The organism is Nocardia brasiliensis ATCC 700358, from assembly GCF_000250675.2.
Taxonomy (GTDB): domain Bacteria; phylum Actinomycetota; class Actinomycetes; order Mycobacteriales; family Mycobacteriaceae; genus Nocardia; species Nocardia brasiliensis_B.
In genome coordinates, this window is record NC_018681.1 from 1,775,508 (window position 1) to 1,797,988 (window position 22,481).

At 67.4% G+C, this 22,481-nt stretch carries 26 protein-coding genes; 13 read left to right on the forward strand and 13 right to left on the reverse strand.

Features of this window, described 5'->3' with window-relative positions:
* Positions 1-47 precede the first annotated feature (47 nt).
* Positions 48-1,325: a hypothetical protein gene (locus tag O3I_RS07835; protein ID WP_141691692.1), complete on the forward strand. Its 1,278-nt coding sequence runs from the start codon at positions 48-50 to the stop codon at positions 1,323-1,325.
* 69 nt (positions 1,326-1,394) lie between these two features.
* Here O3I_RS07835 and O3I_RS07840 read toward each other — a convergent pair whose 3' ends face one another.
* Complete coding sequence (locus O3I_RS07840; RefSeq protein ID WP_041563511.1) at positions 1,395-2,123, reverse strand: ABC transporter permease; 729 nt, start codon at positions 2,121-2,123, stop codon at positions 1,395-1,397.
* Between the two features lie 32 nt (positions 2,124-2,155).
* Positions 2,156-3,112 carry a daunorubicin resistance protein DrrA family ABC transporter ATP-binding protein gene (locus tag O3I_RS07845; protein ID WP_014982367.1) on the reverse strand — a complete coding sequence of 319 codons (957 nt, stop codon included), beginning with the start codon at positions 3,110-3,112 and terminating at the stop codon, positions 2,156-2,158.
* A gap of 100 nt (positions 3,113-3,212) precedes the next feature.
* On the opposite strand from O3I_RS07845, the gene O3I_RS07850 reads away from it, so the two are divergent.
* Together O3I_RS07850 and O3I_RS07855 are read left to right on the forward strand one after the other, a co-directional pair.
* Positions 3,213-3,956: a TetR/AcrR family transcriptional regulator gene (locus O3I_RS07850; protein WP_014982368.1), complete on the forward strand. Its 744-nt coding sequence runs from the start codon at positions 3,213-3,215 to the stop codon at positions 3,954-3,956.
* Positions 3,957-4,030: 74 nt separating this feature from the next.
* Positions 4,031-4,579, forward strand: a complete 549-nt coding sequence (locus O3I_RS07855) for a hypothetical protein (RefSeq protein ID WP_014982369.1) — start codon at positions 4,031-4,033, stop codon at positions 4,577-4,579.
* Here O3I_RS07855 and O3I_RS07860 read toward each other — a convergent pair.
* Positions 4,567-5,253: a TetR/AcrR family transcriptional regulator gene (locus O3I_RS07860; protein ID WP_041562478.1), complete on the reverse strand. Its 687-nt coding sequence runs from the start codon at positions 5,251-5,253 to the stop codon at positions 4,567-4,569. The two genes, O3I_RS07855 and O3I_RS07860, sit on opposite strands and share 13 nt — an antisense overlap.
* Before the next feature lie 166 nt (positions 5,254-5,419).
* Positions 5,420-5,893, reverse strand: coding sequence for a thioredoxin-dependent thiol peroxidase (bcp, locus tag O3I_RS07865; protein ID WP_014982371.1), 474 nt, complete (start codon positions 5,891-5,893; stop codon positions 5,420-5,422).
* 241 nt (positions 5,894-6,134) lie between these two features.
* On the opposite strand from bcp, the gene O3I_RS07870 reads away from it, so the two are divergent.
* Positions 6,135-6,356 (forward strand): DUF3618 domain-containing protein, encoded by a 222-nt coding sequence (locus O3I_RS07870; RefSeq protein WP_014982372.1) that lies wholly within the window; start codon positions 6,135-6,137, stop codon positions 6,354-6,356.
* Between the two features lie 68 nt (positions 6,357-6,424).
* Here O3I_RS07870 and O3I_RS07875 read toward each other — a convergent pair whose 3' ends face one another.
* Positions 6,425-6,721 (reverse strand): excalibur calcium-binding domain-containing protein, encoded by a 297-nt coding sequence (locus O3I_RS07875; protein WP_014982373.1) that lies wholly within the window; start codon positions 6,719-6,721, stop codon positions 6,425-6,427.
* A gap of 133 nt (positions 6,722-6,854) precedes the next feature.
* Positions 6,855-7,832, reverse strand: a complete 978-nt coding sequence (locus O3I_RS07880) for a pirin family protein (protein WP_014982374.1) — start codon at positions 7,830-7,832, stop codon at positions 6,855-6,857.
* Positions 7,833-7,891: 59 nt separating this feature from the next.
* Between O3I_RS07880 and O3I_RS07885 the strand changes: the two genes are divergently transcribed.
* Positions 7,892-8,362 (forward strand): MarR family winged helix-turn-helix transcriptional regulator, encoded by a 471-nt coding sequence (locus O3I_RS07885; protein WP_014982375.1) that lies wholly within the window; start codon positions 7,892-7,894, stop codon positions 8,360-8,362.
* On the opposite strand, the gene O3I_RS07890 is transcribed toward O3I_RS07885, so the two are convergent.
* From O3I_RS07890 to O3I_RS07900, 3 genes are all read right to left on the reverse strand, one after another.
* A complete protein-coding gene (locus O3I_RS07890; protein WP_014982376.1) occupies positions 8,359-8,838 on the reverse strand; it encodes a DUF1992 domain-containing protein in 480 nt (159 codons plus the stop codon). The two genes, O3I_RS07885 and O3I_RS07890, sit on opposite strands and share 4 nt — an antisense overlap.
* Before the next feature lie 100 nt (positions 8,839-8,938).
* Entirely contained in the window at positions 8,939-9,253 is a 315-nt protein-coding gene (locus O3I_RS07895) for a hypothetical protein (RefSeq protein ID WP_014982377.1), read from the reverse strand.
* Between the two features lie 106 nt (positions 9,254-9,359).
* Positions 9,360-9,947, reverse strand: coding sequence for a transglycosylase SLT domain-containing protein (locus tag O3I_RS07900; protein ID WP_014982378.1), 588 nt, complete (start codon positions 9,945-9,947; stop codon positions 9,360-9,362).
* Positions 9,948-10,680: 733 nt separating this feature from the next.
* Between O3I_RS07900 and O3I_RS07905 the strand changes: the two genes are divergently transcribed.
* Entirely contained in the window at positions 10,681-11,049 is a 369-nt protein-coding gene (locus tag O3I_RS07905; RefSeq protein ID WP_014982379.1) for a chitin-binding domain-containing protein, read from the forward strand.
* A gap of 151 nt (positions 11,050-11,200) precedes the next feature.
* On the forward strand, positions 11,201-11,965 hold the full coding sequence (locus O3I_RS07910; protein WP_014982380.1) for a class I SAM-dependent methyltransferase: 765 nt from the start codon (positions 11,201-11,203) through the stop codon (positions 11,963-11,965).
* On the opposite strand, the gene O3I_RS07915 is transcribed toward O3I_RS07910, so the two are convergent.
* On the reverse strand, positions 11,939-12,745 hold the full coding sequence (locus O3I_RS07915; protein WP_237748354.1) for a class I SAM-dependent methyltransferase: 807 nt from the start codon (positions 12,743-12,745) through the stop codon (positions 11,939-11,941). The genes O3I_RS07910 and O3I_RS07915 overlap by 27 nt on opposite strands.
* Before the next feature lie 145 nt (positions 12,746-12,890).
* Here O3I_RS07915 and O3I_RS07920 point away from each other — a divergent pair, with 145 nt between their 5' ends.
* Positions 12,891-13,517, forward strand: a complete 627-nt coding sequence (locus O3I_RS07920) for a class I SAM-dependent methyltransferase (protein WP_041562479.1) — start codon at positions 12,891-12,893, stop codon at positions 13,515-13,517.
* A 23-nt stretch (positions 13,518-13,540) separates the two neighbouring features.
* On the opposite strand, the gene O3I_RS07925 is transcribed toward O3I_RS07920, so the two are convergent.
* On the reverse strand, positions 13,541-14,770 hold the full coding sequence (locus O3I_RS07925) for an MFS transporter (RefSeq protein ID WP_014982383.1): 1,230 nt from the start codon (positions 14,768-14,770) through the stop codon (positions 13,541-13,543).
* 127 nt (positions 14,771-14,897) lie between these two features.
* Between O3I_RS07925 and O3I_RS07930 the strand changes: the two genes are divergently transcribed.
* Complete coding sequence (locus O3I_RS07930) at positions 14,898-15,467, forward strand: TetR/AcrR family transcriptional regulator (RefSeq protein ID WP_014982384.1); 570 nt, start codon at positions 14,898-14,900, stop codon at positions 15,465-15,467.
* 12 nt (positions 15,468-15,479) lie between these two features.
* Here the strand turns inward: O3I_RS07930 and O3I_RS07935 are convergent, their stop codons facing one another.
* Both O3I_RS07935 and O3I_RS07940 read right to left on the reverse strand, forming a co-directional pair.
* A complete protein-coding gene (locus O3I_RS07935) occupies positions 15,480-15,938 on the reverse strand; it encodes a nitroreductase family deazaflavin-dependent oxidoreductase (protein WP_014982385.1) in 459 nt (152 codons plus the stop codon).
* 19 nt (positions 15,939-15,957) lie between these two features.
* Positions 15,958-18,195, reverse strand: coding sequence for a hypothetical protein (locus O3I_RS07940; RefSeq protein ID WP_014982386.1), 2,238 nt, complete (start codon positions 18,193-18,195; stop codon positions 15,958-15,960).
* Between the two features lie 150 nt (positions 18,196-18,345).
* Between O3I_RS07940 and O3I_RS07945 the strand changes: the two genes are divergently transcribed.
* The 4 genes from O3I_RS07945 (at position 18,346) to O3I_RS07960 (ending at position 22,438) form a co-directional block, all read left to right on the forward strand.
* A complete protein-coding gene (locus O3I_RS07945) occupies positions 18,346-18,825 on the forward strand; it encodes a MarR family winged helix-turn-helix transcriptional regulator (RefSeq protein WP_014982387.1) in 480 nt (159 codons plus the stop codon).
* Between the two features lie 255 nt (positions 18,826-19,080).
* Positions 19,081-19,518 carry a hypothetical protein gene (locus O3I_RS07950; RefSeq protein ID WP_014982388.1) on the forward strand — a complete coding sequence of 146 codons (438 nt, stop codon included), beginning with the start codon at positions 19,081-19,083 and terminating at the stop codon, positions 19,516-19,518.
* Between the two features lie 67 nt (positions 19,519-19,585).
* Entirely contained in the window at positions 19,586-19,990 is a 405-nt protein-coding gene (locus O3I_RS07955; RefSeq protein ID WP_014982389.1) for a hypothetical protein, read from the forward strand.
* A 333-nt stretch (positions 19,991-20,323) separates the two neighbouring features.
* Positions 20,324-22,438 (forward strand): CocE/NonD family hydrolase, encoded by a 2,115-nt coding sequence (locus tag O3I_RS07960; RefSeq protein ID WP_014982390.1) that lies wholly within the window; start codon positions 20,324-20,326, stop codon positions 22,436-22,438.
* Positions 22,439-22,481: the final 43 nt, after the last annotated feature.

The window sequence follows — 22,481 nt, forward strand, 5'->3', positions numbered from 1 at the left end:
AGCGCGCGTGGCTGCAGACGCGCGAAAGGATCAGGAAGGCGCGATCAGTGGTAGGTCGATCAGTGGTAACTCTCGGCGTCTCCACCGAACGTGGCGCCGTGCACGCGGTAGCTTTCGCCGACACCGGCTCCCGGCTACCCGAGCGCGTGCTGCTGCATCGGGTGCGGCGCACACACAGCGACAGCAAGGCCGAACTGGCGGAAGCGGTCGAGACGGCGATGGACGAACTCGCCGCCGAACTCGGTCCCGAGCACGAGATCGCCGGTGCCGCGGTCACCTACCGGGACGCGGCCGAGCGCCGCGCGATCGTCACCAGGCTGGCGAGCGGGCAATGGCACACGGCCTCGCTGGTGTCGTCGAAATCGGCCCACCTCAGCGTGGCGGCCGTGATGACCTGGCTCGACGAGTTCGACGACCTGCTGATCTGTGAGGTCGTGCCCGGGTACCAGGCCTTCACGCTGGTCGATCGGGAGCGGCGCCGGATCGTCGCGGCGACCAGTCAGTCCGGCGGCGCGACCGCCGAGGCGATGGGCGCCGCGGTCACGGCGGCCTGGGACCAGTTCGAGGCGGCCGCGGTCCGGCCCGACGCGGTGGTGCTGATCGGCTCCGCCGCAGGCAAACCCGCGGTCGTCGCGGCCGTGGACGGTTTCGGCGCACCGGTGATTCCGTGCAAGACGGCCTCGGCCGCGTCCGCCGCGGGTGCGGCGCTGTACGCGATGGCCGATCTGGACGAGTTCGGCCTCGCACCGGAGAAGGTGCGGCGGGTGCGCGGCGGTACGGCGGTGTTCGCGGCGGCCAGCGTCCTCGCGGGCGGTCTCGTGGTAGGCGGGGTTTACGTCGCGGGCGGTTCGTCGCGGACGCTGCCCGGTGCGGTCGTGAAGGACGCGCACGTCACCGCCGAGTCCAAGATGGTCGCGGGCGGGCCGGGCGGCGCGACCGACGAGGATCGCGGTGGCGACGGCCCGGTGCTCGACCGGCGCGTGCCGGTCGCCGCGCACGCGCCGGATCTGACCGTGGTGACCATCGATCCGGCGGACATCCGGCCGGATTTCAGCACCCAGCGCTGGGGCAGCGGCCTGGAGCATCCGGAGCCGTTGCTCGTGGAGGGCGCGGCGCACGAGGCCGAGACCAACGCGGTCGCCCCGCTGACCTCCGGTTCCGGCATGCTCCCGGGGACGAACAAGGTTGGCGCGCCCAACGGTGCACTGCTGTTCCCCGGCGAGACTCCGCCGCCGGCCGCCTTCACCGCCGAGTCCTACGCGTGGTGGGACAACCACTTCCGGATGATGCTGCAGTGGGCGGCCCAGCAGTTCTCGCCCGTCTAGTTCGACGACATCTCGAGACGAAAGGTCCGGTGCGCCCCTCCAGCACCGGACCTTTTCTTCTCCGAAGTCTCAGTTTGTCGTGCGGCGGCGGAACAGTGCGCCCGCGGCGAAATAGCCTGCTATTCCGATACCTGCGCACCACAGCACGGCCAGCCATGCGCTGTTTCCGATCGGGGTATCGAGCAGCAGGCCGCGCATGGTTTCGGTCACCGGGGTCACCGGTTGATGCTCGGCGAACCAGTGCAGCCAGCTCGGCATCGACTGCGGTGGCACGAACGCGCTGCTCACGTAGGGCAGGAACATGAAGAAGAAGGTCGCGGCGTTCGCGGCCTCCGGATTCTTCGCCAGCGCGCCCAGTGCCGCCGCCACCCAGGACAGGGCGAGCACGAACAGCGCGATGATGCCGTAGGCGGCCAGCCAGCGCAGCGGGTCGGTGGTCGGCCGGAAGCCGATCGCGACCGCCACCCCGATCACGATCGTCGTGGTGATCAGGTTGCGCAGCAGACTTTCCACGACGTGCCCGGTGAGCACCGAGGATCGGGCGATGGCCATGGTCCGGAAGCGGTCGATGATGCCGTTGTCCAGATCGGTGGACAGGCTGACCGCCGTTGTCGCCGAACCGAATCCGGCACACAGCAGAATGATGCCCGGCACGATGTAGTCGACATAGGCGGTGCCGACGTTCATCGCGCCGCCGAACACGTAGACGAACATCAGCAGGATCACGACGGGTAGCGCGATCGTCACGATCATCGAATCGGGACTGCGCAGGGTATGGCGCAGATTGCGGCTCAGCATGGTGGCCGAATCCTGCGCGACGGTCGATATGGTCACAGCGCTACCGCCTTCTGCACGGTGGGATGCCCGGTGAGCGCGAAGAACACGTCATCGAGGTCGGGGGTGTGGATGGCGAGACCGTCGATGGTGATCGCCTGGTTATCGAACCGATCGAGTAGCTGTTTGAGGGTGCCGACACTGCCGTCCGAGGGCACCAGCAGCTTCAGCTGGTCGACATCGATCTCGGCGTCCGGCACCGCCCGCGCGGCCGCGGCCAGTCCGGCCCGATCCGCGAAGGACAGTTGAATGTGCCCACCGGGCGCGAGCTGTTTCAGATCAGCCGCCGTGCCCTGCGCGACGATCTTTCCGTTGTGCAGCACCGCGATTCGGTCGGCGAGCTGATCGGCTTCCTCCAGATACTGGGTGGTGAGGAAGATCGTCACGCCGTCGGTGACCAGATCGCGGATCACCTGCCACAACTCGCGGCGGCTGCGTGGGTCCAGGCCGGTGGTCGGCTCGTCCAGGAAGATGATCCGCGGTTGGCCCATCAGGCTCATCGCCAGGTCGAGCCGGCGGCGCATCCCGCCGGAATAGGTCGCGACTCGGGCGGCGCCTGCCTCGGTGAGATCGAACCGGGCGAGCAGCCGGGTTGTCCGGCGTGCGGATTCCTGGCTGCTCAGGTGCAGTAGACGGCCCATCAGGCGCAGGTTCTCCGCTCCGGTGAGCACCTCGTCCACGGCGGAGTACTGGCCGGTGACCCCGATGAGCTTGCGCACGGCGTCGGGTTCGCGGGCCAGATCGTGACCGGCGACGCGGATCTCGCCGCCATCGGCGCGGGCCAGCGTCGCGAGGATGCGGACCATGGTCGTCTTGCCCGCCCCGTTCGGGCCGAGCAGCGCGAAGACCGTGCCCGCCGCGACCTCGAGGTCGATACCTGCCAGCACGGCTCGGCTGCCGAAGGCTTTGGTCAACCCGCTGATGCTGACGGCGGGGATGGATGGAACTGTCATAGTGTTCCTCGGATCGAAACTGTGTATGGCCTAAACTTTGTTTAGATAGTACGCAGTTTTCGACGCGGGGCAAGAGGTGCTGCAGAGAAAGAGGTCGACAGTGACGGACACCCCGGAGACGAGCGGCGCGGAGGTGCTGGCCAAATCGTTCGCCCTGCTGTGGGGGCTGGACGAGCAGGGCACCCGCGGGCCGAAACGTGGGCTCAGCCTCGATCAGGTGGTCGACGCCGCGATCGAGGTCGCCGATGCCGAAGGGGTCGGCGCGCTCTCGATGAGCCGGGTCGCGAAGCAGCTCGGTTTCACCGCGATGTCGCTGTATCGCTATGTGGACAGCAAGGACACGCTGCTCGCGCTCGTCTCGGACCGGGTGCTCGGGCAGCCCCCGGAGCTGCCGGTCGGCCAGGGCTGGCGGGTCGGGGTCGAGGCTTGGGCCTGGGCCGAGGTCGAACAGATCCGGCGGCATCCGTGGTTCCTGAGTCTGCCCATGGTCACGCCGCCGGTCGGGCCGTGCAATATGGCCTGGCTCGATGCGGGCCTGGCGACGTTCGACGACACCGCGGTGCCCGAGTCGACCAAACTGCAACTGGTCATGAATGTTTCGCTGTACGTGCTCGGGCGCCTCCGGGTGGCGCGCGAAATGGGCGGCGACGACGAAGACAACGACGAGTACCCGGCCATGCTCAGCCGGGTCCTCGACCCCCAACGTTTCCCCGCCCTGACCCGCGCCCTCACCGCCCAGGCCTTCGACGAGGTCGACGCCGACTGGGACGACGCCGACTTCGCCTTCGGCCTGGCCCGCCTCCTGGACGGCTACGAACAATTCATCCGCTCCGTCGAGGGGTAGCGCTCATCGTTGAACAAAGATAAAAACCCAGCTAAGGTCAATTTTAGCTTTGTTCAAATCGTTGAGGAGATGGCGTGCCGTTCTGTGTGGTTCTTGCGATCGTGCTGCAGCTGCTGTTGGCGGGAATGTTCGTAGTGATGCTTGGCGCGTATCGATCGGCCGGTCCTCGCGCGCAGCGGGCTGCCGAGGAAGCGACAGCGCGGCAGGGTGTGGCTCCGCAGATACTTGCCGAGCACGGGATTCGGCTGGAAGAAGGCCGAGGGGGCTTCGTGGTGGGATATCTGATCGCCGCGGTACTGACAGCGCTGGCGATTCTGAATCTGACCGGTAACGAGCTCGGGCGGCTGCTGTCCTGGGTCGTGCAGCCGCTGGTGTTTCTCGGTGTCGGCTATGTGACCACGATCCAGGTGTTCGCGGTGCCGATGACGGTGTCCGTGTTCGCCCGACTCGACGATCCACGGGTGCAGGGCCTCGATATCCGGGCCGTGCTCCACGCCGCGGTCGATGTGCTGCCGTCTTGGTATCGACCTGCGACCGTGCTGCGGTGGTTGCTCGCGACCGCAGGTTCGGTGGCGGTGATCATCCTGCTGGCATTGCCCGCCGCCGGCAGCTACTTCTCCTGACCCGACGCCAGCCGGGTCTGCAGGCCGTCGAGCACCGTGTGCAGGCCGAACTCGAAACCTTCGTTGCCGGAGATGGTTTCGATCGATCCGGACGCGGTCGAGTCCATGCGCGACCGCAGTCGGGGGAACTGCGCGGCGGATTCGGTGATATAGGTGAGTATGTCGCGCAGGCGAGCGCCCTCGGTGTCCTCCTGTCGCAGCCGCGCCTGTGACGCGCGTTCGGCAGCCGAGCCTTGCGCAGCGCCGATCACGAACATCAGCACGGTCGCCGCGGCGCGGTCCGCGTCTCGCCCGCGGAAACCCGCGTTTTCGAAGACGCCGAGGGAGCATTCGTCGAAGCGCACCTTGCCCGGCCCGTGGATCAGGTGGGTGCTCATGGCCGGCATCAGCCAGAAATGCCTCTCGACCATCGCGAACACCTCACGCGCCAACACCGCGGCGGCGGAGCGCCACTCGGTCGTATCCGGATCGGGCAGCTCGATTTCGTGCCATACGAGGTCCGCGGCGAGGGTGACCAGCTCGTCCTTGCTCTTGACGTAGTAGTACATGGCTGTCGACGCGACCCCCAACTGGGTGCCGAGGCGTCGTATGTTCAATCCGGCAACGCCCTCGGCATCCAATACCTCCACCGCCGCGCGCAGGATCTGTTCTCTGGTCAAGGTCTCTCGCGGCACACCGCAACCGTACCCACACCCGCCGCCGCTTCCAGGCGCCGAGCCACGGTTACGTCTGGGGCACGGTTAGGCGATGGTGCCGACTGCTGTGCTGCTTGGGAAGAAATCGGTTCGGAGCGGATGCTGGACGGTGACGCGAACGCCATCCGCTCCGTCGCGCGGTAGGTCAGACCGACAGGTCGCGGCGGAGTTTGGCTACGTGGCCGGTGGCGCGGACGTTGTATTGGGCTACCTCGATTTTGCCTTGCTCGTCGACGAGGAAGGTGGAGCGGATTACGCCGGTGACGGTTTTGCCGTACATGGTCTTTTCGCCGAAGGCGCCCCAGGCGGTGAGCACGGACTTGTCCGGGTCCGACAGCAAGGGGAAGGTGAGCTGTTCGGCGTCGCGGAACTTGGCCAGCTTCGCGGGTTTGTCCGGTGAGATGCCGAGCACGGTGATGCCCGCGCCGTCGAGTTCGGCGAGGTTGTCGCGGAAGTCGCAGGCCTGCTTGGTGCAGCCGGGGGTGCTCGCGGCGGGGTAGAAGTACACGATCACTTTGCGGCCGCGGTAGTCGGCGAGCGACACGTCCTTGCCGTCGGCGTCGGGCAGCGTGAAATCGGGGGCGGCATCGCCGGGGGAGAGTCGTTGGTTGTCGGTCACGTCCTGCACGGTAATCGAAGGCTAGGACAGTCCGGGGACGGACGGAACGACACTGGCGATTACGACAGGCCCGCGCCCGCGGACCGCCGCGACACTTGTCGGGAGTGACAGGGCACCGCGCGCTCGAGCGAACTGCGACCGGACCGATAGACTCGTCCGGGAGCTGAGGGTGACCCGCGACGGCCGAACACGCACCGCGATTCGAGCCCTGGCGCGCATATCAAATACAGGAGGCCGGAACGTGGCAAAGGACACCGAGCGGATCGAGCAGGAGATCGAGGCTGCGCGCACACGGTTGGCGAGCACGCTCGACGAGCTCGCGGTGCGTGCCGATCCGCAGCGGATCGCCAGCGACAGCAAGCAGATCGTGTTGCGAAAGCTGAACGAGCCCAAGGTGAAGTACAGCCTGCTCGGCGCGGCGGCGCTGGTCGTCGGGCTGGTGCTGCTCAAGATCTTCCGCTGATTCGCCGAACCCCGAACAGCAGAACACCCGGTGTGTACGTCACACCGGGTGTTCGTTTTTCACGGGTATCAGACCGTGGGGCAGGCGAACCCGTCACCATCTGGATCCAGGTGCGGGCCGTAGCCCGGTTCGCCGCGAAAGAGCGGCGCCCGGCCGGCGGCCTTGGCGTCTTCGCAGTTGGCGAAAGCGCCGCCCGCGGAACCGGTCTGCGTCAGACCGGCCGAACCGGTCGCGGCCGATCCGGTGTCGACGGCGGACGATCCGGTTCCGGAGGAACCCGAGGGAGGCTGCGCCCCTGCGGTCGGCGCCGCAAGTAGGGTCAGTCCCGCGACGGCAGCGCTGAAGGTAAGCCGGCGAACGTTCATGTATTCCTCTAAATAGTTGCTGCGATGGATAGGCGTCCGACCGGACGCCGCATCCACTGTTGTGACGGCTCGCCCTCTTGTCAACCGCGTCGCCGGAGAACTAGGGCATTAGGGGATCGGCCCGCGGCCGTGCTCACTCGCCGAGCCGATGGCCCGCCAGATGCTCTGCCGGGATGTTTCCCATGCGTCCGGCCTGGTAGTCGTCCATCGCCTGGATGATTTCGGCGCGGGTGTTCATCACGAACGGCCCGTATTGCACGACCGGTTCTTTGATCGGCCGGCCACCGAGCAGCAACATTTCCAACTCACCGCTCCGATTGTGTTGCGCCGCATCGGCACTCACGGTGATGGCGTCGCCTTGACCGAATACCGCCAGTTGGCCCTCGCGCACCGGTCTGCGTTCCGCGCCGACGGTGCCGCTGCCGGACAGGATGTAGGCCATCGCCGTGAAGTGCTGCGGCCAAGGCGTTTCCAGCTGTCCGCCGGGGCTGATCGAGGCGTGCGCGTACGCGATCGGGGTGTAGGTGGAACCGGGGCCGTCGAAACCGCCGACCGAGCCCGCGATGAGCCGGACCAGCGCGCCGCCGTCGTGCGAGGTGACCAGCGTCAGTTCGCTGCCGCGCAGATCCTGATAGCGCGGCGCGGCGAATTTGAGTGCGCGCGGCAGGTTCACCCACAGTTGGATGCCGTGGAACCAGCCGCCCGCGACGACCAGTTCCTCGGCGGGCAGCTCGTCGTGCAGGATGCCGGAGCCGGCGGTCATCCACTGGGTGTCGCCCTCGCCGATCACACCGCCGCCGCCGTTGGAGTCGTGGTGCACCATGGTGCCGTCCATGACGTAGGTGACGATTTCGAAGCCACGGTGCGGATGCCACGGTGCACCTTTGGCCTCATGCGGTTCATAAGCGACCGGACCCATCTGGTCGAGCAGGATGAACGGGTCGGCGGTGCGCAGGTCCATGCTCGGGAAGGGCCTGCGTACCTCGAAACCGGCGCCTTCGCGCTGCTTGGGGGCGCTGACCACGCTGCGCACGGCCCGGTGGCGCATGGTCTCGGTGGGGCGGGGCAGGCGCGGCAGCACCATGATGTCGGGGACGGTGATGGCGGGCATCGTGACCTCCTGAGCGGGTTGGTGTCCATGTCAACCAACTGGGTCTAGACTTCATTCCCATGGAGTGGCTCAGTGATGAGGAGCAGGTGACGTGGACGGCGTACGTCCGCATGCGGCAGCGGCTGGACGCGGCGCTGGCCGCCGGCCTGACCAAGGACGGCGTGTCCGCGGCGGACTACGAGCTGATGGTCGCACTGTCGGCCGCGCCGGGTGACTGCTTACGGGCCAAGGATCTCGCGGCCGAGGTCTGCTGGGAGAAGAGCAGGCTGTCCAAGCATCTGGCACGGATGGACGCGCGCGGACTCGTCGATCGGCAGCCGGTGGCCGAGGACGCGCGCGGCGTGCTCGTCCAGCTGACTCCGGCGGGCCGCCGCCTGCTCGAACGCGCGGCCCCCAATCACGTCCGATTGGTCCGGGAGATATTCATCGATTGCGTGGATCCCGCTGAGGCCGAAGCGATTCAGGCGCTCTCGGACAAGGTCGTCACCGCGGTCGAGGAGTCCTCGGTCGGCACCCGTCAGGCGTCCTAGCGGCCGAAGAGCCGACGCCACCAGCTGACGCCGGGCTGCTCGGGCGGCGCCACCGGGGCGGGCGCCGGGCGCTGCGGCTTGCGGCGTCCGGCGCGCCACTGCTCGACGATCTCTTCGGTGTCCACCGGCGCGACCTGCACGTACGGGCCGTGCGGCAGGCGCAACCAGTCGACGACCCGCTTGTTGAGCTCGCGCACCGTCTCCCGGACGGCGCGCTCGGACTGCAGTTCGCGCACGGTCTCCGGCAGCCGTTCGATATCGCGTCGCAGCAGGATCGACGGCGGCAGCAATGCGTCGCCGCGCACGCCCTCCTTGCGGAGATAGCCCTTCAGCCACCAGTTCTCGTCGTCGCTACCGCGCGGGATCGGCTTGCCCGCGCCGGGCAGGTTCCGGAATTCGCCGCGCTCGGTCGCCTCGCGGATCTGCTTGTCGATCCACGATTCGAAATCGAGGCTCGCGGGCTTGCGCTCGGTCATAGCGGTCTCCATCACGTCATCGTCGACGGCGGGTCTATGGCACCAGCGTACCGAACCGCCCGTCAGTGGCGCTGAAACCGCTGCTGGGCAAGGTCTTTCGCTACGACCACGGGGTGATGGGCGGCTTCACCCAGAGCAGCTTCTCGTCGGTGTTCGTGCGTTGCGCGGCGGGATGGTCCGGATGGCGCGCGGCCCACTCGTCCTTGTCCGTCAGCAGTGCCGCGACGGTGCCCCAGGTCTCCTCGGTGCTCGGCGGGTTGGTCTCGGCGGCCCTGGCGAGCTTGCGGCGCGTCGCGGCCGGCATCGCGAGCAGTTCCGGCCCGGTGATGCCCCGCTGCCAGATATAGCCTGCGAGGCGTTTGGCTTTTTCGGCGCGGCTCTTGGCCGCCGCGTCGCTGTGCGCGTAATCGGTCATCGCGGAAGTCCAAAGGGTCGGGTGGTGAACGACCCTAGTCGCAGGTCGGCACAGACGCGACGACGCCTCCCCGCCGGAGGCGCGGGAAGGCGTCGGTGTACGCGGCTCAGTACGCGCCGTGCACGTTGTCCATCGAGCCGTAGGTGCGCGCCGCGTAGTTGCAGGCGGCGGCGATGTTGGCGACCGGGTCGTAGATGTCCCAGGAGGTGCCTTCGACGTGGTAGGCGCGGAAGGTCGGATCGATCACCTGGAGCAGGCCCTTGGACGGGATGCCCGCGGCGGCGTTGGAGTCCCACAGATTGATCGCCTGCGGGTTTCCGGTGGACTCGCGCATCACGTTGCGGAGGATGCCGTCGTAGCTGCCCGGGATGTTGTTCGCCGCCATGATGTCGAGCGCCTGGCGGATCCAGCCGTCCAGGTTGTCCGGGTAGGTCGGCGCGGGCATCGGCGCCGGGATCGGCTCGGGCTCGGGTGCGGGCAGCGGGGCGGGCATGGGCGCCGGGAGGGCTGCGGCGACGGGCTGGGCGGCCAGGTGCCGGTCGGCGACCAGTGCGATGCGAGACGGGACGCTGTCGTCGGCCACCGAGACGGCGGAGGAGGCGGCCACGGCGACGATGCCGGCCGCCGCGATCGCGACGGTGCAACCCTCGCGGAGCGAGGAGCGGCGGAGCGGGAAAAAGCGTCTGTCAGGCATTGCGAAATCGGTTCCTTTGTCGGGGACAGGTTTCGATCCGGGCGCGCGCGGGCAGCACGGATCCGAGGCGGGGCGCGCAGGGTCGGCGCTCGCCGGGACGGGCTGATGTGCTTTTGTGGGGTTTTGTTGTGCGGGACGTCCTGGTCCCGAAACGCGACGCGTTCAGTGCGGCGATGCCGGGGCGCTCACTGCGAGCCCGGCCGCGATGTCGCGGGGGGACTCCGCATCCTCGATGCGGAGAAAGTGGCGGAAGGTTGGGTTCGCGGGTCCGTTGCCGGATCCCGATCCGCCGACCGCGGCGGGCACGGTGCCTACCGTTGCGGTCGTTTTCCGAATGTGGGTGAACAACTCCTCGGTGTAACCAAACTCCAGGTCGCTTCTTGACCTGATCGCAGAATGGTCACAGATAGTTAACACAGGGTGAACGATAGGCAAATGAACGGTGCTGCCGATCTTGGAAGGGACCCTCGGTAGTTGCCGAACCGTTACCTACGCAGGGAGTTTGCTGCTAAACCGATTGTGCGACACGTCACAGAAGTTTTCGGCTAACGAATCCGTTTTCGGTTGCCGCATAGGGGTAATGGTCCGGATCGGGGCCCGTGGTAAACCAGCGGCAGCGGTAGGTTCACCCGGTTTTCGCCCGGGGGAAGTCCGATCCAGGGTGTGCGTGAAGCCGAATACAGGGGAGTAGCTAACCGTCGACACCTCGTTACCGGGGTAGATAGGGACTGCCGTGAAGATCCGAACCGCCCCCGTGTGCCGTGCGGGCGTGCTCGTCGCCGGGGCCGCGACCGCCGCGCTGCCGTCCCTGGGGGTCGCGTTGCTCACCCTGACGACCATGGCGGCGGTGGATCTGCCCGACGCGGCGGGCCGGGGTGCGGTGATCAGGCAGTACGCGGTCGTGCCGCTGGAGGCGGGCGTCGATTTCTGTCAGGACGCGAACAAGGACGAGGGGTATTACGCCGACCCCGACGACGACGCGGTGTTCTACCGCTGCCTGGATTCCGCGAACCGCCGCATGGCGACCCTGCACTTTCGCTGCCTCGATCAGGCCCGCTACGACGCGCAGCGTTCGGTCTGCGTGGTGCGCCGACCGGACTGACCGGTCGCTCGCCGCCGGTGAAACCGGCTGTGCCACAACATGGACGGTGGGTCACGCGCGAATATTCGCTTTCCCCGGCGCGATCGCCGAGGCAGGATGCGAGGTGGTGGGCTGATCGGCTCGCCCGCGGCCGACCGGTGGGAGCGTGGTCATGGACTGGGTGCAACCGTTCTTCGAGACCGCGCCGCTCTGGTGGGGTCCACAGACGGTGCAGGAGAAAGACTTTCAGCGTGCCGACGCGATCGCCCGGCTGGGTGGTCCGGGTGTGCGGCGGATTCTGGAACTCGGCGCGGGCAGCGGCATCACCGCGGCCGTCACGGCAGATCGCGGCTACTCGGTGGTCGCGGTCGAATTGAGCGCGACGCGTGCGCGCCAGGCGGCGGAACGGGTCGAGGGGCGTGATCTGCAGGTGGTCGAGGGCGATTTCTATACCGTCGAGCTCGACGGGCCGTTCGATTGCGTGGTCTATTGGAACGGTTTCGGTATCGGCACCGACGCCGAGCAGCGCACCCTGCTGCGCCGGGTCAGCGGGGAATGGCTCGCACCCGGCGGCCGCATGATCGTCGACGTGTTCAGCCCCTGGAAGTGGGCGCGTATCGCCGGTGAGCTCGAATACGACACCTACACCATCGATCTGGCCAATTCGAACGACTACGACCCGGTGGCCGGTCGTTTCAACGACCGCTGGTGGCCCGTCGGCCGCGAGGCGGAAGCCCTCGATCAGTTCGGTCGCTGCTACGCCCCCGCGGACCTGCTGTTGCTACTGGAGGGAACGGGCCTGGCCGCCGAGCGAATGGAGCTGGACGGCGTGGAAATCCTTGCCGATCAACGGTATTCGGCGCGGCATCCGCTGTGGGAGGCCTGGGAGTATCGAGCGGTGCTGCGCAAGTCAGACCCGTCCGACGGTGCTGAATAGGTTGAGCCGATACGTCTTCACCGGCGTCGTCCAGCCGAAGGCTTTGAGGCCGTAGCGGTATCGGGCCGGCCAGGTCCGGGCGACGGCGGGCTGGGGTGTCGCGAACGTGCGCGATTCGCGTAGCCGCAGACCGCACTGTTCGAGTTCCGCGGGGTCGTCGCAGATCCATTTCATCCGCGCGGGAACCGCTTTGAACACCGGATTGCGATCCTGGCTGTTCATCATCATGGTCCCGCCGGTATCGAAGGCGAGCGGACTCGACGGGAACGTCGCGGCGAACCGTTTCAGCGTGGTGCGCACCTGCTCGTCGGGGAAATAGAGCAGTACCGCCTCGCTCAGCAGGAACACCGGCCCGGACCGCTCGGTGACCTGTGTGTACCAGTCCGTGTCGAAGATCGACCCGGCGATCATGGTGTAGCGCTCGCCGTCGTCGAAGAACTTGCGCCGCAACGCCATCGTGTCCGCGACGTCCAGATCGAACCAGCGCAGCCGGCCGTTGTCCAGGCGATCGAACCTGGTCGACAGGCCGCAGCCCAGGTCGACGACCGTGCCCTCGGGATGCTCGCGCAGGAACCCGCGCACGTACTCGTCGAAGATCGAGGCCCGCAGCACCGATCCGGCGAGCGACGGTCCGCGGAACTTGGTGAAGTCGTAGTCGATCGCCTCGACGAGTTCGATCGCCTTACGGTCGTGCAGCACGCTCCGGCGCTGCCGGGCGTCGATCGCCCGTCCGTACAGCGGGATCAGCAGCGTTTCCTGGACTTCGCCCAACGACACCATTTCGGCCACGTGCGGAGCCTAACTTAGGTTTGCCTAACCGTCTAGGGCTTCGGCGCTGCGGTCCGGGTGTGATCGTCGGTTCGACTGTGGCGCAATGCAAGTGGAGGAGTAAGGTGAACCTTATCGACTCCTTTGTGAGGTGCGTATGTCGACTACCTGGGTAGATACCCTGTTACGGCAAACACGACGACTAGGCGAGTTCCCCTACCCCCACCAGGCCGCGTTCCTGCTGGACAATCCCGTGCGCCGGTTCATCTCGAACCCGCGGTCGGTGATCGAACGGCTCGAGTTGGCCGGGACCGAACAGGTCTTGGAACTCGGCCCCGGTCCTGGCTTCTACAGCCTCGAACTGGCCAGGGAACTCACCGGCGGCAGGCTCGAACTCTTCGATATCCAGCCGCAGATGCTAAACAAGGTGCGCCGCAAACTCGGCCGGGCGGGCTGCGCCAATGTGGGCTTCCACAGTGGTGACGCGGGCGCCGGTCTGCCCTTCGCCGACGGGCAATTCGATCTCGCGTTCCTCGCGGCGGTGATCGGCGAGGTTCCGGACCGCGCCGCCTGTGTGCGCGCCCTCGCTCGCGTCATCAAACCCGGCGGCCAACTCGTCTTCTACGAGTACTTCCCCGATCCGGACCGTTTGAGCGCGGAAGAGTTGCGGAAACTCGCTGAGCCGGAGGGCTTTTCCTTCCGTGACGACCGCGGCGACCGATGGAGCGACCTCATCCGATTCACCCGTTCCGCGCCGTCCAGTATCGCGGCCGGACCCGAATAACGGGGTCCGGCAACGGCGTTCGGTCAACCGGAGCACGGCACCGTGGCAGGTGCCGGCGCGATGGGTCGCGTCGGCATCGCGCGGAAGGTGTGGCGGCATACGGCGGCGAGCGCGAGTAAGACCGCGCCCGCTGCCGCCGCGACCCAGAATCCGGCGTTCGCGCCGTGCGCGTCGATGATCGGTCCTGCGGCGGCGGGACCGATCGCGATGCCGAAACCGAGCCCGGCCGTGGACCAGGTGAGCGCCTCGGTGAGTGCGTGCGCTGGGACGGCGGCCTCGACGAGTTGGGCTGCCAGGATCAGCGTGGGCGCGAAGAACATTCCGGAGATCAGCACCGTGACCGACAGTGCCGGAATGGATGTCACGAACAGCAGCGGCAGCGTCATCAGTGCGGTGGCGACGATGCCCAGCGTCAGGAGTTGCCCGATCGGTCGAGCGAGTTTCACTGTGCCGAAAAGGAATCCGGCCGCGCACGAGCCGAGGGCGTAGACCGACAGCACAATACCGGCCGCCGCGGGCTGCCCCTGTAGACCGGCGAAGGCGATGCTCGCCACATCGATCGTGCCCGCGATGGTGCCCATCGCGACCATCACCAGCGTCACTGTCCATACCGCCCGGTTCCCCAAGGCGCTGAACAGCGACGGCCGCTCGCCCACCGCATTTCGCGCCGGTTCGGTGCCGCGCTGCGCGGCCAGCCACAGTGTTCCGGTGAGCAGCAGCAAACCTGCCACCAGAGGTCCTGCCTGCGGGAAGAGCGCGACGCTCAACCCGAGTGATACCGGCGGGCCGACGATGAAGCAGACCTCGTCCAGCACTGTCTCCCAGGAGAACGCGGTATGCAAGAGCGGCGAATTGCGGTGCAGCTCGGTCCATCTGGCTCGCACCAGAGCGGGAGCGCTGGGTGCGGTGCCCGCCGCGGCCGCCAGTGCGAACAGCAGCCAACCCGGTCCGTGCAGGGCCGAGGTCAGCAGCAGCGCTGCCAATGCGATGGTGCTCAGCAGGGCTGCCACGGGTATCACTCGTCGTTGCCCGAGGCGGTCCACCAGGCGCGAGATCTGTGGTGCGGCGAGTGCCGTCGAGACCGCGTAGGTCGCCGCGAGTGCGCCCGCCAGAGCGTAACTTCCGCTGGTCTGCGACACCATCGTGATCAGTCCGATGCCGACCATGGACAGCGGCATGCGGGCGAGCAGACCGGCGGTGGTCAGTGCTGTGGCTCCCGGTGAACGGAACAGTTCGCGGTAGGCGGCGACCATGGGTCTCCCTTCGATGGGCGCCGCCCGAGTTTCACATACGGCGCGTATGTGAAGCCAAGTTATTTGACATACGCCGCGTATGTCAAATAACTTGGCCGCTGTGGGAACGAGCCGTTCACGAGCCGACATGCTCGCAGAGACGCGGGTGAAACTGCTGGTAGCCGCCCGTGAACACTTCGGCGAGCACGGCTACGCGTCCACTTCCATGGACGAGCTCACCGCGTCCGTCGGCCTGACCCGTGGCGCCCTCTACCACCACTTCGGCGGCAAGAACGGCCTACTCGCCGCGGTGGTAGACACCCTCGACGCCGAGTTGGACGCCGAGCTGAACCGGCTCTCTGCGGCCGAGTCCGACCCGCTCGTCGCGCTCGAAAAGCGGTGCCGCGCCGATCTCGAGGTCTCGGCGCGGCCGGATATCCAACGCATTCTGTTCCAGGACGCGCCAGCGGTGCTCGGTCGTACGGTCGACGCGGAACACAGCCACTGTGTCGAGTCGATGTCGGCGCTCATCGAGCGAGCGCAGGCCGAGGGCATGGTCGCCGCCGAGGTCGAGCCCCGCAGTCTCGCCGTGCTCATCAACGGTGCGCTGATCGATGCGTCTCGCTGGATCGCGTCTACGCCTGCCCCGGAAAACGCCCGCCGTCAGGACGAAACCCTCACCGCCGTATCGGTTTTGATCCGAGCTCTGCGGCTGTAGCAAGGTCCGGCGTCAATGCGCCTGCAACGTCAGCTCGACCATGGGTAAGGTGCCGACCGGGGCACCGGTGGCTCGTTCGATGGTGGCGCGCAGGTTCTTCCAGGCGCGGGGGTGGTGTGCGGTGTAGCGCTCTAGTGCGGCGGCCGATTCCGCTTCGGTCATCGGCGTTGCGGTAGCGGGGACCGCGCGTTTCGTGCCCGTGGAGACGCGCACCCGGGGCTCGGCATGAATATTGCGGTACCACTGGGCTTTCGCGCCGAATCCGGACACCACGATGTAGTGGCCGGCCGAGGGGCGATCGACGACCTCGAGCACCACGAATCGTGCTGCGCCGCTGCGGCGTCCGACATGCTGGAGCATCAGCAGACGGGAACCGAACAGGAATCCGAGACCCGCGCGGTAGAGCAGGATCGGTGCCCGCACCGCCCACCGGGTCTGCAACATACGGGCACCGAGGTCGGCGATGGACATGGTTACTCCTCCGGGCTGGTCACGACACGGCGGTCAGTTCGCGTTCGGGCTCGTCGGGTGTCCGGTGGTCCGGTGGCGCGGCACCGATGTCGAGCCGTCGCCGCCGCCGGTATGTCCAATGCAGCCAGCACATTCCGGCGAAACCGGCCAGTGCGGCGGCGAGGCCGGCCTGCCAGGCCGAAGGCCGCCAGGTGAGGATCAGTTCGGCGTTCTCGGTGCCCGCCGGGATATTCACCGACACAAAGGTTCCCGCGAGCTTGTCGACGGGTAGGTCGCGCCCGCCGAGCGTCGCCTGGTAGCCGGGCCAAGCCAGCCGGGCGAAGACGACCCGCCCGCCGTGTGCCGAGGAGACGCGAATACGACTGGTGACGCTGGTGCGTTCGGTCGAGATCGCGGTGGCGCCCTGCGCGTCGGCGATCAAGCCGTTGCGGGTGGAGAGCAGTCCGTCGGTGCGTTCGAGCACCCAGATGTAGCGTTCGTGCCCCGGGTAGTCGACCCACCGCCAGCCGGGCGGTGGGGGAGTGTGGCCGATCTCCGGATACTGCGCGCGTTGCAGGACCACACGATCGACCTTCATCAGATCGACAATCGTTCTGCCCGTACCCGGTTCGACCGCGAACGCGCGGCGGTACGCGTCCGGGCAGGTGCTCCCGTCCCAGCCCATGCACAGCAGCGCGCTGAACGCCGCGTGCCCGATCGGGGTGTAGGCGTTGACGTAGTCGAGGTTCATGTTCTTGGCGTAGTTGCCGAAAGCCAGTGAGCTGTAGGCCCCGGCCAGCGACTTGTCCTCGGGCCGGAGCAGCCCGCGGTCGGCGAGTTGCAGTGTGACCCCGTCGAATCGGGGGAACGCCGCCTTCATCGCCGAGCGCCGTTCGGGAAACCCGTACGACAGCGGTGTCGGCGGTGCGCCGCTCACCTGCCAGTAGGCGATCGGGAACATCGCGGCGATGGCCAGCACGCAGGCCATCGCCACACCCCTGGTGCGGATCAGCCAGACCGTCGCCGCCCCCAGCGCGGCGACGGCCACGGCCGCGACCAGATGCCACACGACCTCGTGCGGCCCCGCGGAAAACGACCGCACGAACAGCAGCCCGATCAGCACCGCGGCGGCGACCCCACGGCGCCGCCACTGCTCGAAAGTGCCATGGCGGCTGAGCAATACGCACACCAGCACCAGCAGTGCGATCGCCACCATCGGCAGCACCCGCGCGGGCCAGCGCAGCGGGCCGATCTGCCCGGGCCCCGCGCACCACATCAGCACGGCGGTCGCGAAGAGCGCGACTCCGCTCAGTTCGCGCGCCGAGGTCCGCGCCGCGCGCCAGTCGATGAACGCCAGCGCGGGAATGAGGAACCACGCGATGTAGACCATCGGCAGCGGTTGGACGTAACCCCACCAGCCGGTGAACGCCGGAACCGTGCTCGGCAGACTGGCATTGAGCGATTCCGACCACGGCACTGTGAGGAACGGATCGTTGAGGATGCGTTCGTCGCCGCGCCAGGTGATCGGCGAGGCGAGCACGCTCGGTAGATAGGTCGCGAGTCCGGCCAGTCCCGCGCAGCTCGCCGCGAGCAGCAGCCTTGTTGTCGGGGCACAGCGTCGTTGGTAGAGCACCTCGCCCGCCGCCACCGCGACGATCATCAAGGCGGCTTCCACCGCGGGGAAAACGTACTGCACCGAAATCGCCAGGTACAGAAAGACAACGGTCGGTATCGGCCCGCTGCGACCCCGCGCGTAGCGCACTGCGGACGCCCAGGCGTGCACCATCCAGGCCGTGCCGGTGAGCGAAGTGGCCCAACTGGATTCGTCGAAGAACAGGAACCAGCCGCTCAGCGGAAAGGCCACACCCGCCACCGCCGCCCACTGCGGCCGGGAGCCGTAGGCGAGGCAGATCCGGAAGACGCCGAGCGCGGCGATGATCGAGAAGACCAGTTTCACCGCGGTGGCATAGGCGGCGAGATTGTCGAACGAGGGGGCGAGCACGTCGACCAGGAGTTGCGGCGGGTTGTAGATCCCCGCTTCCTCCAGCGAGTAATTGCCCGACATCCACTCCCACGGCACCAGCGCCGGGAACCGGCCCTCCCGCAGGTAGCGGCCCATCATGACCCACATGGGCGCGTACTGGGCCTCGGTGTCGTCGGTGTAGAAGTGCCGCGGATTGCCCAGCAGCACAGCCGCGTAGCCCAGCACCACGCCGAGCGTGGTCACCGCTGCCCAGGTGCGAACGTGCGCTCGCGATTCGTCCGCCGCCTCTGACATCACGACTTCGAGACCTTACCGGATAGGGGCAGTGTGCAACAGTTGCCATGTGCAATATTTCTGCCGCGCCGACTGGGGATGTACCTCTCATTCGTCGCGCGAAGGCCACCGGATGGGAGAATCGACTCTCACTGCGATCAAAGGGAACCGATGAGCCGCCGAACCGAGGAATCGGTCGATGAGATCACCGAGGCGCTGCTGACGGCGTCGCGAGTGCTGGTCGCGCTGTCCGCCCGATCGATCGCCTCCGTCGACGACACGATCACCATCCCGCAATTCCGGACGCTGGTCATCCTTTCCACGCGCGGGCCCTCCAATGTGGCGGCGCTCGCGGGCATTCTGGGCGTCCGGCCGTCTACGGCGACGCGCATGGTCGATCGCCTCGTCGCCGCGGAGCTGATCGATCGCAAGCCCAACCCGCATTCCCGCCGGGAGCTGATCGTCGAGTTGACCGCTCGCGGGCACGAGATCGTCGCCGCCGTCACCGAACGCCGCCGCGAGGAGATCGCCGTCGTGGTCGCCGAATTGCCCGAGGCCGACCGGCACGGCCTGGTGCACGCCCTCACCGCGTTCGCCGCGGCCGGCGGCGCCACCCACGGCATCGCCGACATCGAGAGCTATCAGCTGTGAACCGATAGCGGTTGCGGGACAGAATTGTTCGTGCGCCTGCGCGGCGCGCCGGATCGGACACGGAAGGTCACGCTATCCGGTGCGATCGGGCCAATTGTGTTGAATTCGTGGAGATTTCGGGCAGAGTCAGCGGGCCGCCCAGCCTGTCCGCCGTGCCCCCGAAACAGGGGTATTGAACGCCTGGATGGGGTGGGGGACAGTTCGCAGTGTTCCCGAATTTTCCGGGAAATTCATTGTTGTAGAGGGGATTTCATCGTGTTCAAGAACAGACCGGTCGCCGTCGCGGCGATGATCGGCGCGCTGGCCACCGGTATTGCACTGGGTGCACCGCAGGCGGGTGCCACCGTCACCTATGTCGGGGTCGAGCGCGGGCAGAGTTTCGGTAGCTCCGAGTCCGCTCTGGGCGCCGGTTGCTCCTACTCCGTGATCGCCGAGACGGATCCGGGCCAGGAGGTGGTCTTCCTCGACGAGGCCGACGGGCGCATGGTCCGGGGCGCGTTCCAGCCGGCCGTCGTGGTCGCGGATGCTTCCGGCGTGGCACGTACCACGTGGATTCCGCCGCAGCGGGGTCAGCATCACATCTGGGTGGTCGAGTACCGGTCGGAGGAAGACTACGACGCGTACTCCCACGACACTCCGTTCCCGATCGGGACCGGCATCAGCGTCGGACCCGCGTGCGTCGTCCTGCCGTGATCCGCTGACGCCTTCGCACGTTTTACCCGCGGCAGTGTGGGAAGTCGCGTAGCGGAAGGAGGCAGCAATGACCGAATCGGGCAACACCTACGACCCGCCGCAGGACACCGGCGATCCGGACGCGGTCGAGACCGACCCGGCCGCGCTCAACAGCGCCGAGGATCTCGACGAGGATCGATTGCGGCTGGATCCGCAGGAAGCGGGGATGGATCCGCCTGAGCATTGGTCCGGCGCGACCAAATACGGGATGACGCCGTGGGAGGAAAGCCACCCGCGGCCGCTGGCCGAACGGCTGGCCGAGGAGCAGCCCGATCTCGCGCCGGACTCGGCACCGCCGGTCGAGAACGCCGAATCTCCCTCGGACGTCGCGGATCTCGAAGTCCGCGAGTACGAGGAAACCCTCGGCATCGCCGCCGATGTCGCGGGTGGCTCGCTGCCCGCCGGTATCCGGCAACCGTCACCGCCGGAGTAGCGGCACAAACACGTCGTGCACCGGGGATTCAGCCCGGTGCACGACGTGCTCTGGCGGTAGGCGAGGTGCTGTAGATAGCTTGGTGTTCGCTGCGTCGTCAAGGATCGGGGCGATTGCCGTAGCGGTCTCCCCCGTGCGCCGGCCACCCGTCACTGATTCTCAGAGAATCCAGACCCCGGATTCCACCCCCATCGCACCTGCTACCGCGTTCCTGGCGGATTGGTGAGCCCGATAACGCCGGGACGCCGAGATGATGCACGTGCACAAACGGGCGATTCGGACGCTATGCGTTTTCCAATGGTAGCTGCGCGACCGATATGCGACGTTTGCTGGATGACGAAGACGCGCCCGGCGCAGCGTGGCACCGGCTGGTACCGACGGAATCGCGCCGATCGGCCGGGCCGTCGGCGGCTGCCGCTCTCGGCCGCGGTGGTGGTGGGGATCATCGCGGCCGCCGTGCTGCCCGCGGCACCGTTGTCGGCCGCGCCGATCGTCGGCCTCGCGCAGCCCGCGCCGCCGGGGTTCGGGTTGCCGCACGGCTACACCCCGAGCCCGAGCCCGTACCAGACCGGCTACGACATCGTGCAGAACGTGCGTATGAGCGACGGCGTCGAGCTGCATGCCTCGATCCGGTATCCGCTGGATCCGGTGACCCACGAGCCCGCGAAAGGGCCGTTCCCCGTGGTGCTTTCGATGACGCCGTACGGGTCCTACAACGGTCTGCTCGTCTCCCTGTTCGGCGGACTCTTCGAGGAGTACGACCTGCCGGTGCCCGGCGATCTCGGCGGGGTGATCAACTCGGTGCTGCAGGAGGTCAGCGCGCCGGTCGATCTGGTGAACCGCGGCTATATCAACGTCATCGCCGACGTGCGGGGCACCGGTGCGTCCAGCGGTCAGTGGTCGCCGATCAGCGACCGCAGCGCCCAGGACGTGCGGGCACTCGTCGATTGGAGTTCCCGGCTGCCCAACGCCAACGGCAAGGTGGGCATGTTCGGCTACTCGTTCCCCGGCGTCGAAGCCATGCACGGAGCCACGAAAATCGGTGAGAACTCGCCGCTGAAGGCGATTTTCACGATGAACACCGATTACGACCTGTTGCAGGACGTGCTCGGCGACGGTCAGTGGGCGCCGCTGATCTCCGCGTTCGTCATCGTCTGGCCCGGGTTGTGGTTGCAGTACGCCAACCTGTGGGAGTCGGCCCTGGTCGAACCGCAGCGCGCGATCGGGCTCGTCGTCGACCGCTTGAAGGGGCTCATCGGCGACGACGGCCAAGGCGTCATCGGTCTGGCGGCGCGCCTGCTGACCCAGGGCATCAACGCCGACGATCCGGTCGTCGGCGCGCGCCTGCTGTCCGACGACATCGCCGAGATCGTCCGCAACGATGTCGCGGTCTACGCTGTCGGCGGCGATACCGACATCTTCCAGGGCGCCACGTTCAAACTGTATGCGGCGCTGCAGAACGCGGCGGCCGGCCGCGATCCCTACGGCCCGATGGACCCGGCGCAGCGGCCGGACCCGCGCTACCAGATCCTGCAAGGTCCGTGGCCGCACGTCACCACCGGATTCGCGCCGACCGGACGGATCAGGACCGAAGAGCACACGGCGGCGTGGTTCGACCACTGGCTCAAGGACATCGACAACGGCATCGACCGAAATGCCAAGCCGCTCAATGTGATCGATGCCAACGGCAACGCCATGAGCGTCGGCAGCTACCCGTTCGCCGAAACCACGCCGACGAGCTACTACCTCGATGGCAATCAACTGTCCACGACTGCACCGGCCGGCGAGCAGATGTCGGATCGCTGGGACTATTCGCTGGTGAACAACCCGTGCAATCGGGGAACCAGCAAGGCGACCGGTGGCATCCTCGAGTTCGTGGTCAACCTGCTCTCGCTGGGCAACCTGCACGAACCGTGCAGTCAGACCGCGGTCGGCCCGCAACACGGATTGACCTATACCACAGCACCATTCGACGAGGCGATGACACTGGCGGGACCGATCGTCGCCGATCTGTTCGCGGCCTCGACGACGACCGATGCCGCGTTCGATGTGGCCGTCGAAGACGTCGCCCCGGACGGCACGGTCCGTCAGCTCACCGAGGGGTCGCTCACGGCCCAGCGTCGCGCACTCGACGAGGACCGGTCGTGGCGAACCGACGACGGCACCGTCTACGCCGCTGTCCACCAGAACACCTCGACCTCACGGCAGCCCCTCGTCCCCGGTCAGGTCACCGAATTCCAGGTCCGAGTCTTCCCGACCGCCCAGAAGATCGACGCCGGCCACCGCCTGCGCATCCGGATAGCCAGTGGCAACTTCCCGGCCTCGATGCCGCACCCGCTCGACCTGCCGGGGCTGCTCGGATCCGCTGTCACCCTCGAGCACTCGGCCCGGTACCCGTCGAAAGTCGTTCTGCCCCTGGGGCGTGCCGCGGACAGCGGTTGGCGCTGACCTGTCGAGAGTGCCGAGGGCCTCTGTTTTGGGGGCTGTTCGG

Coding starts and splice junctions, on each gene's coding strand:
- O3I_RS07840 (WP_041563511.1), bottom strand. CDS start 2,123: ATGCTGAGCCGCAATCTGCGCCATACCCTGCGCAGTCCCGATTCGATG.
- O3I_RS07845 (WP_014982367.1), bottom strand. CDS start 3,112: ATGACAGTTCCATCCATCCCCGCCGTCAGCATCAGCGGGTTGACCAAA.
- O3I_RS07875 (WP_014982373.1), bottom strand. CDS start 6,721: ATGAACGTTCGCCGGCTTACCTTCAGCGCTGCCGTCGCGGGACTGACC.
- O3I_RS07880 (WP_014982374.1), bottom strand. CDS start 7,832: ATGCCCGCCATCACCGTCCCCGACATCATGGTGCTGCCGCGCCTGCCC.
- O3I_RS07885 (WP_014982375.1), top strand. CDS start 7,892: ATGGAGTGGCTCAGTGATGAGGAGCAGGTGACGTGGACGGCGTACGTC.
- O3I_RS07890 (WP_014982376.1), bottom strand. CDS start 8,838: ATGACCGAGCGCAAGCCCGCGAGCCTCGATTTCGAATCGTGGATCGAC.
- O3I_RS07895 (WP_014982377.1), bottom strand. CDS start 9,253: ATGACCGATTACGCGCACAGCGACGCGGCGGCCAAGAGCCGCGCCGAA.
- O3I_RS07900 (WP_014982378.1), bottom strand. CDS start 9,947: ATGCCTGACAGACGCTTTTTCCCGCTCCGCCGCTCCTCGCTCCGCGAG.
- O3I_RS07910 (WP_014982380.1), top strand. CDS start 11,201: ATGGACTGGGTGCAACCGTTCTTCGAGACCGCGCCGCTCTGGTGGGGT.
- O3I_RS07915 (WP_237748354.1), bottom strand. CDS start 12,745: ATGGTGTCGTTGGGCGAAGTCCAGGAAACGCTGCTGATCCCGCTGTAC.
- O3I_RS07920 (WP_041562479.1), top strand. CDS start 12,891: ATGTCGACTACCTGGGTAGATACCCTGTTACGGCAAACACGACGACTA.
- O3I_RS07925 (WP_014982383.1), bottom strand. CDS start 14,770: ATGGTCGCCGCCTACCGCGAACTGTTCCGTTCACCGGGAGCCACAGCA.
- O3I_RS07930 (WP_014982384.1), top strand. CDS start 14,898: ATGCTCGCAGAGACGCGGGTGAAACTGCTGGTAGCCGCCCGTGAACAC.
- O3I_RS07935 (WP_014982385.1), bottom strand. CDS start 15,938: ATGTCCATCGCCGACCTCGGTGCCCGTATGTTGCAGACCCGGTGGGCG.
- O3I_RS07940 (WP_014982386.1), bottom strand. CDS start 18,195: ATGTCAGAGGCGGCGGACGAATCGCGAGCGCACGTTCGCACCTGGGCA.
- O3I_RS07945 (WP_014982387.1), top strand. CDS start 18,346: ATGAGCCGCCGAACCGAGGAATCGGTCGATGAGATCACCGAGGCGCTG.
- O3I_RS07955 (WP_014982389.1), top strand. CDS start 19,586: ATGACCGAATCGGGCAACACCTACGACCCGCCGCAGGACACCGGCGAT.
- O3I_RS07960 (WP_014982390.1), top strand. CDS start 20,324: ATGACGAAGACGCGCCCGGCGCAGCGTGGCACCGGCTGGTACCGACGG.